Annotated in this window: 19 protein-coding genes and 1 tRNA gene; 7 read left to right on the top strand and 13 right to left on the bottom strand. The window is 44.6% G+C overall.

All coding sequences use genetic code 11. The annotated features are described in order from the left end of the window. Nucleotides 1-130: 130 nt before the first annotated feature. Nucleotides 131-1,432 (top strand): hemolysin family protein, encoded by a 1,302-nt coding sequence (locus J7E26_RS10710; RefSeq protein ID WP_214798476.1) that lies wholly within the window; start codon nt 131-133, stop codon nt 1,430-1,432. 48 nt (nt 1,433-1,480) lie between these two features. Here J7E26_RS10710 and J7E26_RS10705 read toward each other — a convergent pair whose 3' ends face one another. Beyond that, a complete protein-coding gene (locus tag J7E26_RS10705; protein WP_214798473.1) occupies nt 1,481-2,323 on the bottom strand; it encodes an STAS domain-containing protein in 843 nt (280 codons plus the stop codon). Between the two features lie 76 nt (nt 2,324-2,399). Here J7E26_RS10705 and J7E26_RS10700 point away from each other — a divergent pair. Then, nucleotides 2,400-2,470, top strand: a tRNA-Gln gene (locus J7E26_RS10700). A 62-nt stretch (nt 2,471-2,532) separates the two neighbouring features. Here the strand turns inward: J7E26_RS10700 and J7E26_RS10695 are convergent. Beyond that, nucleotides 2,533-2,913 carry a Spx/MgsR family RNA polymerase-binding regulatory protein gene (locus J7E26_RS10695; RefSeq protein ID WP_214798470.1) on the bottom strand — a complete coding sequence of 127 codons (381 nt, stop codon included), beginning with the start codon at nt 2,911-2,913 and terminating at the stop codon, nt 2,533-2,535. A gap of 235 nt (nt 2,914-3,148) precedes the next feature. On the opposite strand from J7E26_RS10695, the gene J7E26_RS10690 reads away from it, so the two are divergent. Next, on the top strand, nt 3,149-3,394 hold the full coding sequence (locus J7E26_RS10690; RefSeq protein WP_061527523.1) for a DUF2626 domain-containing protein: 246 nt from the start codon (nt 3,149-3,151) through the stop codon (nt 3,392-3,394). Nucleotides 3,395-3,436: 42 nt separating this feature from the next. Here J7E26_RS10690 and J7E26_RS10685 read toward each other — a convergent pair whose 3' ends face one another. After that, the gene (locus J7E26_RS10685) at nt 3,437-4,075 is read right to left on the bottom strand and encodes an MBL fold metallo-hydrolase (RefSeq protein WP_214798467.1); all 639 of its coding nucleotides are present in this window, start codon (nt 4,073-4,075) and stop codon (nt 3,437-3,439) included. A 153-nt stretch (nt 4,076-4,228) separates the two neighbouring features. Here J7E26_RS10685 and J7E26_RS10680 point away from each other — a divergent pair, with 153 nt between their 5' ends. Continuing rightward, a complete protein-coding gene (locus tag J7E26_RS10680) occupies nt 4,229-4,402 on the top strand; it encodes a DUF2759 domain-containing protein (RefSeq protein ID WP_064485276.1) in 174 nt (57 codons plus the stop codon). Nucleotides 4,403-4,434: 32 nt separating this feature from the next. Here the strand turns inward: J7E26_RS10680 and J7E26_RS10675 are convergent, their stop codons facing one another. The 5 genes from J7E26_RS10675 to J7E26_RS10655 form a co-directional block, all read right to left on the bottom strand. Then, the gene (locus J7E26_RS10675) at nt 4,435-4,749 is read right to left on the bottom strand and encodes an MTH1187 family thiamine-binding protein (protein ID WP_214798464.1); all 315 of its coding nucleotides are present in this window, start codon (nt 4,747-4,749) and stop codon (nt 4,435-4,437) included. Between the two features lie 6 nt (nt 4,750-4,755). Then, nucleotides 4,756-5,787: a YqgU-like beta propeller domain-containing protein gene (locus tag J7E26_RS10670; RefSeq protein ID WP_214798461.1), complete on the bottom strand. Its 1,032-nt coding sequence runs from the start codon at nt 5,785-5,787 to the stop codon at nt 4,756-4,758. A gap of 72 nt (nt 5,788-5,859) precedes the next feature. Continuing rightward, the gene (locus tag J7E26_RS10665; protein WP_214798459.1) at nt 5,860-6,984 is read right to left on the bottom strand and encodes a M14 family metallopeptidase; all 1,125 of its coding nucleotides are present in this window, start codon (nt 6,982-6,984) and stop codon (nt 5,860-5,862) included. A gap of 84 nt (nt 6,985-7,068) precedes the next feature. Then, nucleotides 7,069-8,031 (bottom strand): ROK family glucokinase, encoded by a 963-nt coding sequence (glcK, locus tag J7E26_RS10660; RefSeq protein WP_214798456.1) that lies wholly within the window; start codon nt 8,029-8,031, stop codon nt 7,069-7,071. Nucleotides 8,032-8,058: 27 nt separating this feature from the next. Beyond that, on the bottom strand, nt 8,059-8,274 hold the full coding sequence (locus tag J7E26_RS10655) for a YqgQ family protein (RefSeq protein ID WP_214798453.1): 216 nt from the start codon (nt 8,272-8,274) through the stop codon (nt 8,059-8,061). A gap of 202 nt (nt 8,275-8,476) precedes the next feature. Between J7E26_RS10655 and nhaC the strand changes: the two genes are divergently transcribed. After that, nucleotides 8,477-9,841: a Na+/H+ antiporter NhaC gene (nhaC, locus tag J7E26_RS10650; RefSeq protein ID WP_214798450.1), complete on the top strand. Its 1,365-nt coding sequence runs from the start codon at nt 8,477-8,479 to the stop codon at nt 9,839-9,841. Between the two features lie 78 nt (nt 9,842-9,919). Here the strand turns inward: nhaC and J7E26_RS10645 are convergent, their stop codons facing one another. The 3 genes from J7E26_RS10645 to rpmG all read right to left on the bottom strand — a co-directional run bounded on the left by J7E26_RS10645 (nt 9,920) and on the right by rpmG (nt 10,938). Further along, the gene (locus tag J7E26_RS10645) at nt 9,920-10,093 is read right to left on the bottom strand and encodes a hypothetical protein (protein WP_214798448.1); all 174 of its coding nucleotides are present in this window, start codon (nt 10,091-10,093) and stop codon (nt 9,920-9,922) included. Nucleotides 10,094-10,156: 63 nt separating this feature from the next. Continuing rightward, nucleotides 10,157-10,711: a 5-formyltetrahydrofolate cyclo-ligase gene (locus tag J7E26_RS10640; RefSeq protein ID WP_214798446.1), complete on the bottom strand. Its 555-nt coding sequence runs from the start codon at nt 10,709-10,711 to the stop codon at nt 10,157-10,159. A gap of 77 nt (nt 10,712-10,788) precedes the next feature. Continuing rightward, complete coding sequence (gene rpmG / locus J7E26_RS10635) at nt 10,789-10,938, bottom strand: 50S ribosomal protein L33 (RefSeq protein ID WP_003153056.1); 150 nt, start codon at nt 10,936-10,938, stop codon at nt 10,789-10,791. Between the two features lie 346 nt (nt 10,939-11,284). Between rpmG and J7E26_RS10630 the strand changes: the two genes are divergently transcribed. Further along, the gene (locus J7E26_RS10630) at nt 11,285-11,638 is read left to right on the top strand and encodes a hypothetical protein (RefSeq protein WP_003153047.1); all 354 of its coding nucleotides are present in this window, start codon (nt 11,285-11,287) and stop codon (nt 11,636-11,638) included. Beyond that, nucleotides 11,635-12,099 (top strand): MltG/YceG/YrrL family protein, encoded by a 465-nt coding sequence (locus J7E26_RS10625; protein WP_214798443.1) that lies wholly within the window; start codon nt 11,635-11,637, stop codon nt 12,097-12,099. The genes J7E26_RS10630 and J7E26_RS10625 overlap by 4 nt, the downstream gene beginning before the upstream one ends. 106 nt (nt 12,100-12,205) lie before the next feature. Here the strand turns inward: J7E26_RS10625 and pstB (J7E26_RS10620) are convergent, their stop codons facing one another. Together pstB (J7E26_RS10620) and pstB (J7E26_RS10615) are read right to left on the bottom strand one after the other, a co-directional pair. After that, nucleotides 12,206-12,934: a phosphate ABC transporter ATP-binding protein PstB gene (gene pstB, locus J7E26_RS10620; RefSeq protein ID WP_251034489.1), complete on the bottom strand. Its 729-nt coding sequence runs from the start codon at nt 12,932-12,934 to the stop codon at nt 12,206-12,208. 65 nt (nt 12,935-12,999) lie between these two features. Then, entirely contained in the window at nt 13,000-13,806 is an 807-nt protein-coding gene (gene pstB, locus J7E26_RS10615) for a phosphate ABC transporter ATP-binding protein PstB (protein WP_214798437.1), read from the bottom strand. Nucleotides 13,807-13,817 lie beyond the last annotated feature (11 nt).

Here is a 13,817-nt window from a genome sequence, read left to right as displayed (position 1 = left end):
GTATTCGTTTCTTTTTTTAATTGCCCAAATTGAAGAAGGTTAAACAAGCTAGCATGTTTGGTCAGCTTTATACAGTGGTATTAATCTGAAAAAAGGGAGGTGCAAGCCTTCCTTCGCGGAAGGCGTTCTATTGTATTTAATCAAACTATCAGCCATTACACTATTTATTTTGTTAACGGCATGTTTTGTCGCCGTTGAATTTTCAATCATTAAAGCAAGACGCTCCCGCATGAACCAGCTTATCCAAGAAGGAGTAAAAGGAGCAAAGGCGGCAAAGCATGTCATCACTCATCTTGATGAATATTTATCAGCATGCCAATTAGGAATTACCGTAACGGCTTTAGGGCTCGGCTGGCTTGGAGAACCGACAGTGAGGGCTTTGATTCAGCCTCTTTTTTTAAAGACAGGCTTACATGAAACCGTGTCACATGTTTTATCGCTTATCATCGGCTTTCTATTGGTTACATATGTGAATGTCGTCATCGGCGAGCTGGCGCCGAAAAGTTTTGCCATTCAAAAAGCGGAACGAATTACGCTTTTGTTTGCAAGACCGATGATTTTGTTTTATAAGCTGATGTTTCCGTTCATTTGGCTTCTCAACCATTCCGCCCGGCTGATCACAGGCCTGTTCGGGCTGAAGCCCGCTTCCGAACATGAAATGGCATATACGGAAGAGGAACTGAGAGTGCTTTTGGCGGAAAGCTACCGCAGCGGCATGATTAAAAAAAGCGAATTGCACTATGTAAATAACATTTTTACATTTGATAAGCGCACCGCAAAAGAAATTATGGTGCCCCGGAACGAAATGGTGAGCCTGCCTTTAGAAAGCGGATCGGGACGTATTCTTCGAGACATTATCAAAACCAATAAATATACCCGTTACCCCGTCGTTAAGGGAGATAAAGATCATGTTGTCGGTATCATAAATATTAAAGAGGTGCTGTTCAGGTTCTTATCGGAAGGGGCTGCTTTTACGAAACATGAGCTCAGCCCTTACATTCAGCCCGCAATCCATGTCATCGAAACGATCCCGATATATCAATTGTTTGTCAAAATGCAAAAGGAACACGCCCATATGGCTATCCTTATTGATGAGTATGGCGGCACCGCGGGATTAGTGACGGCAGAGGACATTATTGAAGAGATCGTCGGAGAAATCCGGGACGAGTTTGATACAGATGAAACGTCCTCTGTGCAAAAGCTCAATGACAGCCGTTATATCCTGAGCGCCAAATTGCTGATCAGCGACGTCAATGATCTGCTGGGAACAGAGATTGTTGCTGACCAAGTGGACACTCTCGGAGGCTGGTTTCTCACTCAGTATATTGATGCAAAACCGGGCAGCGCGATAGAATGTGACGGATTCACATTTACGGTCAAAGAAATTGACAGCCGCCATATTATCACAATCGAAGCTGACAAAGCTGAATAGCTGGAAGGGGTAACTCCTCTTTCAGCCATTCAGCTTTTTTCTGATTCTTTATGATTCTTGAACGATAAATCCGTTTTTTGATAACGCCTTCGCCAAGCTTTGCTCCGTTCTGACTTTGGAAAAATCAATGCCGAGCTTTACGACGGTTTGGGCGATTTCCGGACGGATGCCCGAAAGCGTCGTCTCAATGCCGAGAAGTTTTGTGCTGTCGATGACTTTAAAAATTTGATAGGCAACCATCGTATCAACAATCGGCACGCCGGAAATATCCAAGAACAAATAAGAAAGCCGTAACGAGGCACATTGCTCAAGCACTGATTCTAAAATGATTTTTGCCCGGTACGTGTCAATCTCGCCGACTAGGGGCAAAATGCCGATGCCGTCTGCAATCGGCATAATCGGCGCGCTTAATTCATTTATCATTTCTTTTTGTGCGTTTAATTGAGTAATCGTAACTTTATGATATTCCTCCGTAAATACTTCAATAATGTGGTCGATCGCCTGATTCAGCCGCTCGCCCCACTGAAAAACAGCATGATTCGACGGCTGCTCTGACATGGTTTCGCTGCATGTCTGTATCCGTTTCCAGACAAGGGTTCGGAATTCCTTAAGACTTCCGACGCTTTCATACACCGGTACCTCATGGACGGCGCGGTCCCTTGCAAATTGCAGCCCCCACATGGTCAGCTCCTCTTTTTCCTCGTCTTTTCCGACTAATGCTTTTGCGACAATTGTCAGTAAGAGGCGGTGCTCTTTTTCCGCTTCCTGATCAGCTGCGTTCCGCCCGGGCGGTGATTCCCGCTGACCTGCTGCCGTCAGCAGCCATTGATGTGTAATTCCCCCGGATTCATCTGTTAATGTTTGAAATAACGCTTCATTTAAATTTTCCACAGGTCTCCTCCATTCTTGTTTCGTTATTTTTTATGTATAAAAGCCCTCGGGCCGCACATACTACAATTACTGTCGGTGGGCTATAGCCAAGCGGTAAGGCAATGGACTTTGACTCCGTGATCGTTGGTTCGAATCCAGCTAGCCCAGTCTGCTAACCGCAAAAAACGAAGATTAGCTGATATTTTGATCAGCGGATCTTCGTTTTTCTCTTATGATACAGATTGATGTACTGTTTTTTTCTTTGTGAGCTTCATCAGCTCTCCGGGATTATAACCGATTACCAGTTTTTTATGATCGATGAGAATTGGCCGGCGCAAGAGCTTCGGTTTTTCAATTAACAGCTCCAGCACTTCATTTACAGTCATTTCTTCGATATTCAGATTCAGATTTTTAAAGGTTTGGCTTCTCGTCGCTAAAATTTCATCAATTCCTTCTGTCGTTAAAGATAAAATGTGCTTTAATTCATCGATTGTCGGTGTCTCCCTGAATAAATGGCGTTCATTAAAATCAATATTGTGGGCTTTTAACCAATGCTTCGTTTTCCGGCATGATGTGCAGCTTGGATATGAGTAAAAAATAAGATCTTTCATTTTTAAAAATTCCTCCCTCAAATGATCCGTCTCTTTGTTAACATAAGTACCCTGAACCTTTTTTCGTTAAACTCATTTCAAAAAGTTTTTCAGATTCTTTTTTAAAAGGACGGCATATCATAAGAACACAGGGAAAGACATAAATTCCACAATAAATATAATCATGAAAATGTTTACATTTTTACTGCCGATCTATTATAATGATGACAGATAGACTCTCGGGAGGGGATAAGGAATGAATCGCATGTTCCGGGTGTTAGGATTTTGGACGGGAATTTTTGCAGTCATGTTTTTTTTAGGTGATATGAAGGACGCATCTCTCTTGTTTTTTGGACAGACGATCTTTTTCGTATTTCTTTCTTATTTAAATTTAACTGAACGAATGTATATTTATATTTTCGGGGCGTACTTAACCGTGTTCTTCGCCGGATTTACATATTACTCTATTTTTATTATGACACCTGGCGGCGGGAGCCACTGATCTAAAAAGAGACAGACCGATAACGGTCTGTCTCTTTTTCTCTTATAAGGAAAATCCGTTGATAAACGGATTTTGCTCCTGTTCCGTCTGTACGTCTGTTTCCGGGCCGTGCCCGCTTAACACAAGCGTATGCTCCGGCAGCGTCAGCAGCTTTTGGTGGATGGACTTAAGCAAAACCTCTTGGCTTCCCCCATGTAAATCAGTGCGGCCGATGCCTCCCTGGAAGAGCACGTCGCCTGAAATCACCAGATCGGCGTCCTTCACATAATAAGAAACGCTTCCGGGTGAATGTCCGGGCGTAAACAAAGTCTCCAAATGAAACGGCCCGATGTCAAGTGCGCCGTCTCCTTCAATCAGCCGGTCGGCGGGCCGTGCCGTTACGGCGATGCCCCGTAAAATTCCCGACCCGTTTAGTGAAGGGTCTTCCAGCCACTTTTCTTCATTTTTATGAAGATATACGGGCACATTCCATTTGTCTCTTACATCATCAAGCGCGCCGATGTGGTCAAAATGGGCGTGGGTCAGCAAGATGGCCAGCGGCTTCAGATTTTTTTCTTTTATGTAATTGTTGATTTTATCCGGTTCGCCGCCCGGATCAAAAATGAGACATGATTGATCTTCACTGATCAGAAAATACGCATTTGCCTGAATGGGGCCTGCCGGCATCCGTCTCCATTTCACTTTCATCACCTCTTTATGTATATGCCCCTATTATGAAGGTTTTCAGCAGAAGATTCAATCAATGTATGCCCAAAACGCTATCGACAAACAAAATGAAAACGGTTAAAATAAAATGGAAAGATTTTCAGGTCCCAATGACAAAGGAGGCGCATGATGTTACTTGTTGTAATCTTCGGCCTTGTCGCGTTATTAGCTGTATTAGGAGTCCTGCGGGCTGTCAGACAGAGAAATATACTGGGATTTCTATTTGCCGGCGCCACGTTGTGCGTGTTTGGCTGGTTTGCCGTTATGACCGTTGTAAACAGCGGCTATCCGACTGTACATTAAAACCTGTATCCAATGGGATACAGGTTTATTTTTTATTTCTGTAAATGTTTGTTGACGCTTATAATTTTACTCTCCAGAGTCGTTTCTTTATCCCTTCTGTCATCGATGCGGATATTGGTCGCCACTCTGTGGAGGCCTTTTTGGAAAGGAGCTTCATGAATGTCCTGAATCACCGCAAAAAGGTCGCTCAGCTCCCCTTCGATTAATGTGTTCATCGGAGTGAGCTGAAATTTGATTTTCCCTGCTGCTTTATATCCCTCCAATATTTTCTGAACGTCCGCTACATACGCGCTGACGCTCGGCGTCTCAGTTCCGATCGGAATAATTGTTACATCTGCAATGGCCATCTGTATTCAAACTCCTTTTTCATTTGTTATGATGGGTTCCATCATACCTGTTGCCAGTGAAATCACACGGTCATATGTGTAACCGTATAAAGCATATTCCCCGTTTGGAGAAAGCTGAATCGGCTCCATTGCCGCATGCCCAAGCACCGTCCGCTCCTTTTCATCCTTCAGGTCAAAAACGATGAGCTTATATAAACGGCCGTCAGGCTTAAACGTGTAAAACCGCTTATGTTTTTGATCGTAATCATATTCCATCGGTGCCGGGCTCTCATATTTCATTTGAAGCGGGAAGCGGTGTGTGACGGCTTTCGGCGCTTGAAAAATAAACTCACCTGTTTGTCTGACGGCAACCGTCATCCCTAAATAGGAATCGGCTGCAATGACGTGATCGAGCTGCTTTTTCTCTTTTTTTGATTGTAAATCGTACGAATATAAGAGGCCCTCTTTATCGCTTTTCCCTTGTTTGATATATTGAAATCCTTTAGAGGACGTCCAATGGATAAAAGGGGTTTGCACCGGGCTGTTTCGCAGCATGCGGTTTTTCAGATCTGCCGTGTAGGTTTTAAAGTCCCAGGTTTCAGTAAAAACCGTAATCATCATTTTATACGGGTCGTGCGGATTCCAAGCGGTCTCTAATTCATATGTGTTAAACGATTGGTGAAACAGATTGTCACCTTGCCTGTTTAACAGCACCAGCTCGGTCCGCCCGCTGTATGTAACCTGTACGAGAATCATTTGTTCTTTCTGGTTAATCTTTACATTGACAATATGGCCCTTTGTTTCATAAAGCCTTTTTGATTTGCCGCTAAACAGGTCATATGTGAACAGCCGATGATGCGCATTATCAGACGATGTATAAAGAATGGTCCGGTCATCCACCCATCCATCCGCTTTCTCCGCTTCATTTTTGCAGAGCGGAATGATTTTCTGTTCTGCTGATTTCGCCGATACGCCTGTGTCATGCTGCTGATGAGATGGTTCACAGGCCGCTAAGCACAAAGCGAATGCGGACAGCAGAACAAAAGACAAATATCTCACCAGCCTTCCCCCCCATTCTTTTCTATTGTCCCATATTTGTTTATGTAAACAAATGAGAAATTTCATCGTGACTCAAAAAATAAGCGACCTCCATAAAATGCCTTTCGTCGCTTTATAAATATCAGCAAACATATGAAAAGGCAAAGGATTTTTTCCTTTCCCGAGCTCAACTGTATAGCCTTCTTTTCCATATTGCTGAATAAACCAATCTCTGAAGCCGGCATGGCTGTCGATATCCCTTATGCCTTGATAGCGGTTTTCGCTTATTGCTTCAAACTCCCGAACAACTTGATACGATTCTTCCGGCTCAATCCCCATGTATCCCCAATAAATTTCTTCCCCCTGTGTATGAAGGGCGATCAGTCTGTCAGGCGGCTCTTCCGTAATCAAACGGTGCATGGCTGCCGCCTCCGGTTCGGTCAGCGGAGCAGTGCCCGGAAAATCACGGTATGACGAAGCCTTTGGTTTGCGCTGGCGTTCAATGTCCCAATGAGCAGGAAAATGTTTATTTAAATCGACACCGTTAATATTGGCCTTCCATTCGCGAAAATCAGGGCGGTGTTCATTCAAAGCAGACAGACATTCACTTTTTCCCGATAAAGCGTCACTTCCATAAAGGACGAGGTTAACACCGTCCGGGTTCACCATCGGGACGAAAGACAATGATGTCCGGCTGAATATGTCAAGAGCAGAACACCCGAATACGGTTTTATTTTCGCATAATGCCGCACAGTATTCTTTAAACCATCTGAATGCAACAGACGTCGTAATCCATTCATTGGCATGAAAAGATGCGTTCATGTGCACTTTTTTCGGGGCTGTATTCGCTCCTGCCCTCAGTTCATACAGCGGATTGCCTAGAACGGAGAAGCCGATTTGCCGGCATGTGACAAACGGAAAGACGGCTGTTATGTTTTTTATTTCTGCTTCTGCCGCTTGAGCGCCGTAAATCCTTTCTTCCTTCAGCCAGTTATCAGCAGGAAGAATTTTTTTGCAGGTGCCGATAAAACGGGACAGCTCACTCAGCGTCTCAATTACACCGTCTGAATGCTTATTTATGACATACCCGGGACAGAATAATTCATCGCTTTTCGCCGTTTCGTTAGCGCTTGCCAGAAGCCTTTTATCAATGTGAAGCAGCTGTGCAACGTCAGACATATTTTGTTTTACTTCAGGCTTTACACGAATTCCCGCCATGTTCATCCCCCTTTTTTTGTTACTATATGACAGAGGGGATAAAAAAAGAAAGCTGCCCGCTTTTATGGGCAGGCAGACTTTCTGTCAGCAGTTTTGATGCTTCAGCCATTCATTTTTGGCAATCCACGCCCCGCCAATGACTCCGGCGTTATTGCCAAGCGACGCAATAGTAATGTCCGCAGCTTCTGCTGAACGCGGGAAAGCGGTTTTTTTAAAAGTCTCTTCCACTTTTGCCCGCAGAAGCTCACCGGCTTTTGAAACGCCTCCGCCGAGCACAATTTTTGTCGGATTCATGGCGCTTGCCAGATTTCCAAGCACAAGCCCGAGATGCTTTGCTACGTAATCGACGACTTCTAACGCCGTCTCATCCTGTTGCTCTGCCGCTTCAAATACGTCACGGGCCGTCAGATGGCGTACCTGGGACAGCGTCGACTTTTCGGCCGTTCCAAGCTTTTCTTTTGCGATCCTGACAATCCCGGTTGCGGACGCGATCGTTTCAATACAGCCCGACTTTCCGCAGTTGCACGGAGCCCCGCCCTCCGGAATGCTGCAAATATGGCCGATTTCTCCGCCGGCGCCGTTTTTTCCGTGAACGATCTCTCCATTCACGATAATGCCGCCGCCGACTCCCGTGCCGAGAGTAACCAAAATAACATCTTTTGCCCCGTCGCCGGCGCCTTTCCACATTTCTCCGAGTGCGGCGATGTTGGCATCGTTTTCGATGACGGCCGGAATGCCCGTTTCCGCCTCAATGTGATCTTTCAGGGGATAGTTTTTCCACCCCAGGTTCGTTGTTTCATAGACCATTCCCGTCGCCATTTCGACAGGGCCGGGCGCTCCCATGCCGATCCATTTTACAATTCGTTTCGGCCTGTTCAATTCCTCCAGCTTTTGGTCAATGGTCTTTGCTATAGTGACTGTAATTGTATTTCCCGATTTATCGGTCGGAACCTCCCATTTATGCTGAATTTCGCCGTACATATTAATAAACGCCAGCTTGATGGTTGTTCCGCCCAGATCAATACCCGCAAACCATGTCTCTTCCATAACTGTCTCCTTTTCTTATCATAACCACTATTTAACCTGTCTGTTGATCCGTTCTGATTCCTGCTGGAGAACACTTGCGGCCTTTTGCCATAGTTCTCTTTCAATCACGTTCGACAAGTACATCTCCTTTAATTCATCTTTCATAAAATCAATTTCCGCTTCTCTGTCACCGAAATATACAATATGCCCGAATGACTTTAGCAGCTGCTGTACGTCATAAAATGTATTCATCTTCTTCACCATTTCTTTTCTTCATAAAGTAAGCGTATTTCATCTCTGTTCCGTGCGTCAAGCAAAAAACGCATGGAGAAAATATCCTTGGGTTATTTCGATCATTTTATATTCATAATTGTAAAAAAACACGCATTTTTGCTTTTTTCTGTTACAATACTTTCGTGCCCAAAAGCACAAAAGGATTAGAGTTTTGATTTGATGGGGTGTTGTTTTGAAACCAGAAAAAAGGCTGACTTTCCTTTCAGCCATCAGTTTATTTCTTTTGATGTTAGCAGTCATTATTTCCTGTCTGTTTTTCTTTCATACCGAGCCGCATATTCCGCTGTTTTTCTGCATCGTCATTCTTTCAGCGGCCGGTTTATGGTACGGCTTTTCATGGGAGAGCCTTGAAAAAGGGATAGTGAACGGGATTAAAAACGGTGTACAGCCCATTATCGTGCTGGCGCTGATCGGTGTTTTAATCGGCGCGTGGATGTACAGCGGCGCCATTCCGACAGTTACCGTTTACGCTTTATCGATTATTCAGCCGAGCCAGCTGCTTTTGACCGCATTATTTTCCTGCATGATCATCAGCACGCTTGTCGGTTCCAGCCTGACAACAGTCAGTACAATCGGTGTTGCGCTGTTAGGAGTAGCCAGCGCGGCGGGAGTTCCGCTTGAATGGACGGCAGGGGCAGTGATCTGCGGGGCTTGCTTCGGTGATAAAATGTCACCGATGTCCGATACAACCAACTTTGCCGCCGGAATTGGCGAGATTCCGATTTTTACGCACATTCGCCATATGATGGGCACAACCGTCCCGGCTTTACTGATTACAATTGTACTCTTTTATTTTCTCGGTTTATCCGTTTCTGCGAATGCTGCCTCAACTCAGAATATTGAAGCTGTCATTACCGGCATTAAAGAGGCCGCACACGTCACTCCCTGGGCGCTGCTTTCTCCTCTTTTGGTGATCGTGCTTGCGGTCAGACGGATTCCGGTGGTTCCGGTGCTTACTGCCGGCATTATTTCTTCAGGCCTTCTGACAGCTGTTTTTATTCCTGACAGCAGTATTCAGGGATTCATGTCCGCCCTTCAAAACGGCACGATGTTTAAAACCGGCAGTCAGGCGGTTGCAAGCATTATTAACAGGGGCGGGCTCCAATCCATGATGGGATCCGTCTCTCTGATCATGATCGCTTTCGCTCTTGGCGGCTTGATGGAAAAAATAGGTTTGATTTCTGCACTGTTACAAGGTCTGACAAAAGGCGTCCATACGAAAGGAAGGCTCGTGCTGGCGACGGTCTGCTCAAGCATAGGAGTGAATCTCGCGACAGGCGAGCAGTATTTATCGATTTTAATTCCGGGGCAGTCATATAAACCGTTATATGACAGGCTCAATATTAAACGGGTCCATCTTGCCCGGTCGCTTGAAGACGGCGGGACATTGATCAATCCATTGATTCCTTGGGGCGTAAGCGGCGCTTTTATGGCAAGCGCGTTAGGGGTTTCTGTGATAGACTATTTACCGTTTACCTTTTTCCTTTATATCTCTCCAATGATTTCAATCTTGCTCGGGTTCCTCAAAAAAACCTGACAAAACGTTAACGCCTGCCGGCCGCAATCGTCGGCAGGTTTTTTTGCGTGAAAAAATCCCGCTTTAAAACGGGATTTTTTAAAATGCCTGCTGAATAAATTTATTTCTGATGAACGGTATCTTTAAAAAGAAGTGAATAAACGATTGTCTGATTCTCGGCTTGCTGAGCACGCTGTTCATAAGACGGTAGCGATTTTGATAAACAGCAAAAACAGAAACGGCGCATAATGAATAGATCAACAACTTTTTCATAATATCCCTCCTGCCCCTATCGTTTGTTAAATAACGATAATTATTCTGAGCGGGAGAAAAATTTCAGGTGATGGTTTCACACTCGGTCAATAAAATGTCAACCGGAATATCGTGGGGCATTCGGGGAATATCATTTGTGAGCTGGCAAGCAAAAAAAAGTGAAACCGTACGCCCATTATAACCGGCCAGGAAACGATCATAATATCCTCCGCCATAACCGATTCTGAAGCCTTCCCGGTCAAAGCCTACGCCGGGCACGATCACCAGATCAATGTCCTTTTGCTTCACTTCCTCCGTCCGGCTTACGATCGGTTCACTGAGACCCGAATAAACGATTTCAAGCTGATCCTCTGAGGAGAAGGTGCGAAACTGCATGGCTCCTGTATCTGGTGAGCATTTTGGAATACACACTTGTTTTCCCTCTTTCCAAGCCTGTTCAATTATCGGCCGCGTCGGGATTTCCAGGCCTCTCGAGATGGTGATGGCGATCATGCGTGCTTGTTCCCATTCTTTTAAAGAAAAAAGCTTTTCTCGTATGACGAGGGATTTGGCTTCCCATTCACTTTCTGTTATTTCTGAAAGCTTTGTTTTTATTTTTTTTCGGATTTGTGCTTTCACGTTTCTCAGCCTCCTGAAAGACAAAAAAGCCAGAACTTTTATCAAAGCTCCAGCTTTTGTCACCGTTATTAAACAGCTTATTTTGTTTCACGGTGTAACGTAGATTTTTTATCACGTGGGCAATATTTTTTAAATTCAACGCGGTCTGGATTGTTGCGTTTGTTCTTTTTAGAAATATAGTTACGCTCACCACATTCAGTGCAAGCCAAAGTAATATTAACGCGCATTATTTTCCCTCCAAACTAAATATCATTTACTTATTCAGACTTATATATAATACCACTATAATGGACGGAAAGCTAGAGCTGTTTTGATGAAATGTTTTTTATTAAGAAGAAATCATAAGATCATTCTCAGGATGCTGAAACCGGCCTGCCGCAAAGCGATGACAGAAAATGACGAAACAGGCCAAAAAAGGGCTTTTTACTGCGAATGTTATAGTGAAGCAAACGGTTATGCGCCAAACACAAAAGATTTCTCGACAAATTTCCGTTTTTTTCTCTAATTCCTTTTGAATGCCGGCGTTTTATGGTATAAAAAAGAAGGGCAAATAATAATAGAAGGTGATGAAACGTGGAAATTGCTATTATTGCGTTGTTTATCGTCAGTATAGCGCTTATTGCATTCTCATATTCTCAAAGAGATCCGATGAAAGATGTAGAACAGGAGCTTGAAACGCTTCAGCTCTCCGCCATGCAGGAAATTTACAAATTAAAAAAGAAAATGACGGTGCTTGAAGAAGAATTGCTGGAAACCAACCTAGTCATCCGCAAAGCAAAAAGCAGCGGCATTAACCAAAAAATCGCCAAACAAATCATTTCAAAATACAATAACGGGATGTCTGCTGAGGCCATCGCCAAAGCAGAGCACGTGTCTGTCGAGGATGTCAATACGATTATTAAAGACAACGAGAAGGTGCTCGTATGACGAAACGGGGCATTCAGGCTTTTGCCGCAGGCATCATTTTAGCGACTGCCGTCCTCGCCGCTGTCTTTTATTTGACTGACAACAGCCAAGCGTCTGCCGTCAAAACTGAAAAAACGGCGCTGACCGAAAAAGAAGTAAACAGTTACCTCGACTCTCAGCAAAAGGTTTCGGTCAACCGGGACGACTATCAAAAACTGCTTGATTCAAAAGAAAAATCCTTAGACACAGACCAAAATTCAGATACAAAAAAAGAAAAGAAAACATATAAACTGACGATTAAAGACGGAATGAGCACCGCTGATGTGTCGTCCATTCTTGAAAAAGAAGGAATTATTCCTTCTGCAGAAGACTTTAATGATTATGTGATTGACGCGGGCTATCATAAAGAAATCCGCGCCGGCCATTTTAAAGTAGATTCAGGTATGAGCTTCAAAAAACTTGTCAAAACATTAACCCGCTAAAAAAGCTTGCTGGCATCATCCATTCAGGTGGATACGGCCGACAGGCTTTTTTTTAATGAACGGCAAAATCAAAATAGGCCCGGTCATTTGACCAAGCCCTCCTTTTTCAGCCGAATTTTCCGGTTATATATTCATGTGTTTTTTGATGATCCGGCCGCGAAAAGATTTTGCCCGTATCGCCGCACTCTACCAGCTCTCCCATATAGAAAAACGCGGTTTGATCAGAGACCCTCGCTGCCTGCTGCATATTATGCGTCACAATGACAATGGTATAATTTTCTTTCAACTTCAAAATGAGCTCTTCAATTTTCCGGGTCGAAACGGGGTCCAAAGCAGACGTCGGTTCATCCATTAATAGCACATCCGGCTTTGTCGCCAGCGCCCTCGCGATACAAAGACGCTGCTGCTGGCCCCCTGATAACGAAAGCGCCTGCTGATGCAGACGATCCTTCACTTCATCCCAAAGCGCCGCTGCCTTCAAAGACTCCTCTGCGATTTCAAGCAGCTTTTTCTTGTTTTTTTCACCGTGAATTTTAGGTCCGTATACGACATTTTCAAAGATAGATTGCGGGAACGGATTGCCTTTTTGGAATACCATACCGATCTGTTTTCTTAATTCTGCTGCATCTGTTTTTTCCTTCAGCAAGTTGTGCCCGTTATAAAAAATATCACCCGTCACTTTGACGTTCGGAGCCATTTGCAGCATTAAGTTTAATGTTTTAATAAAAGTAGATTTGCCGCAGCCGGACGGCCCGATAATGGCAGTGACCTTATTCTGTTCAAAGCCGATATTTATGTCTTTTAAAGCGTGATGGGCGCCGTACCATACGTTCATCCCGCAAATCTCATACAAATGCTGTGTATTTACAGCTCCTTTCACAACGCTCACAGCCCTTCCCCCTATCCGAACTTCCCGTTAATATAATCATCTGTCTTCTGCGTCTTAGGGCTCGTGAAAATCTGTTCTGTCTGCCCGTATTCCACCACTTCTCCGTTTAGAAAAAAAGCCGTGCGGTCTGAGACCCTCAAAGCCTGCTGCATGTTATGTGTAACGATAATAATCGAATATTCTTTTTTTAGATCTGTCAAAAGCTCCTCGATCCTGGCGTTTGAAATGGGATCAAGGGCCGAGGCCGGTTCATCCAAAAGAAGCACGGCCGGCTTCATGGCAAGCGTTCGCGCAATGCACAGCCGCTGCTGCTGGCCCCCTGATAACGAAAGGGCTGACGAATGCAGGCGGTCTTTCACTTCATCCCAAAGCGCCGCCTTCGTCAAGCTTTCTTCCACCGCCTCATCCAGCACGGCCTTTCTTCGTTCTCCCGCATACCGTAATGCATGCGTAATGTTATTGTAAATCGATTTTGGAAAAGGGTTCGGTTTTTGAAAAACCATTCCGATTTCCCGTCTGAGCTGCACGACATTAATCGTTTCTCCTAAAATATTCAGGCCCTCATAAAGGATTTCTCCTTCGCTTTTGGCAGACGGTATAGAATCATTCATTCTGTTGATCTGCCTCAGAAACGTCGATTTGCCGCACCCGGACGGGCCGATAAGGGCAGTGACCGCATGTTTTTCAATATCCATATTTACATGCCGGACCGCTCGTTTTTCGCCGTAAAAGATGGATAAATCCTTAACCTCCAAAACCGAAGTCCCCGGCGCTAACATTGTCTGTTCCGCTTCTTCCTTTACGATGTGGTCAATCATGTTTTCGCCCC

The organism is Bacillus sp. ISL-51, from assembly GCF_018613535.1.
Lineage (GTDB): Bacteria > Bacillota > Bacilli > Bacillales > Bacillaceae > Bacillus.
Note: the sequence above shows the minus strand (reverse complement) of the source record. Positions and strands in the feature narration are given on the sequence as shown.

What these genes read in the sequence shown, in the direction of transcription:
- J7E26_RS10695 (WP_214798470.1), bottom strand. Translation starts at nt 2,913, where the DNA reads ATGAAAGATCTTATTTTTTACTCATATCCAAGCTGCACATCATGCCGG.
- J7E26_RS10690 (WP_061527523.1), top strand. Translation starts at nt 3,149, where the DNA reads ATGAATCGCATGTTCCGGGTGTTAGGATTTTGGACGGGAATTTTTGCA.
- J7E26_RS10680 (WP_064485276.1), top strand. Translation starts at nt 4,229, where the DNA reads ATGTTACTTGTTGTAATCTTCGGCCTTGTCGCGTTATTAGCTGTATTA.
- J7E26_RS10675 (WP_214798464.1), bottom strand. Translation starts at nt 4,749, where the DNA reads ATGGCCATTGCAGATGTAACAATTATTCCGATCGGAACTGAGACGCCG.
- J7E26_RS10665 (WP_214798459.1), bottom strand. Translation starts at nt 6,984, where the DNA reads ATGGCGGGAATTCGTGTAAAGCCTGAAGTAAAACAAAATATGTCTGAC.
- glcK (WP_214798456.1), bottom strand. Translation starts at nt 8,031, where the DNA reads ATGGAAGAGACATGGTTTGCGGGTATTGATCTGGGCGGAACAACCATC.
- J7E26_RS10655 (WP_214798453.1), bottom strand. Translation starts at nt 8,274, where the DNA reads ATGGTGAAGAAGATGAATACATTTTATGACGTACAGCAGCTGCTAAAG.
- J7E26_RS10645 (WP_214798448.1), bottom strand. Translation starts at nt 10,093, where the DNA reads ATGAAAAAGTTGTTGATCTATTCATTATGCGCCGTTTCTGTTTTTGCT.
- rpmG (WP_003153056.1), bottom strand. Translation starts at nt 10,938, where the DNA reads ATGCGCGTTAATATTACTTTGGCTTGCACTGAATGTGGTGAGCGTAAC.
- J7E26_RS10625 (WP_214798443.1), top strand. Translation starts at nt 11,635, where the DNA reads ATGACGAAACGGGGCATTCAGGCTTTTGCCGCAGGCATCATTTTAGCG.
- pstB (WP_251034489.1), bottom strand. Translation starts at nt 12,934, where the DNA reads ATGAACGTATGGTACGGCGCCCATCACGCTTTAAAAGACATAAATATC.
- pstB (WP_214798437.1), bottom strand. Translation starts at nt 13,806, where the DNA reads ATGATTGACCACATCGTAAAGGAAGAAGCGGAACAGACAATGTTAGCG.